Raw genomic sequence first — 378 nt, forward strand, 5'->3', positions numbered from 1 at the left:
TTGCAGCCGATATTTTTGCGGAAGAAGACGATTTGGCGGATGGCGACATTATCGATAAAATCGTTGATGCGGCCGGTCAAAAGGGTACGGGGCGTTGGACGAGCCTGGAAGCCTTGAAGCTGGGCGTCAATATTTCCATGATTACGGCGGCTTGCAATACGCGCGTATCTTCCAACGATACGGGACGTAAGGCGGCTCAAGAGGTCATTGCGGCACCTTCCGTCGCTGCTGTCGACAAAGAGAAATTTGCCGAAGATTTGCGCACAGCCTTGTATACGGCGAAGATTATGGCCTATGCTCAAGGGTTCTCCTTGTATCGCAAGGCATCGGAAGAATACGGCTGGGATCTCAACTACGGGGCTATTGCCTCTATTTTCA

The 378-nt window shown here is 51.6% G+C and carries 1 pseudogene; it reads left to right on the forward strand.

Features of this window, described 5'->3' with window-relative positions:
• Positions 1-378 (forward strand): annotated as a pseudogene (locus PGX78_RS09205) (NADP-dependent phosphogluconate dehydrogenase); the annotation flags it as partial.

This window comes from Megasphaera sp. AF13-6AC (assembly GCF_027685385.1).
In the GTDB taxonomy this organism is placed as follows: Bacteria; Bacillota; Negativicutes; order Veillonellales; family Megasphaeraceae; genus Megasphaera; species Megasphaera micronuciformis.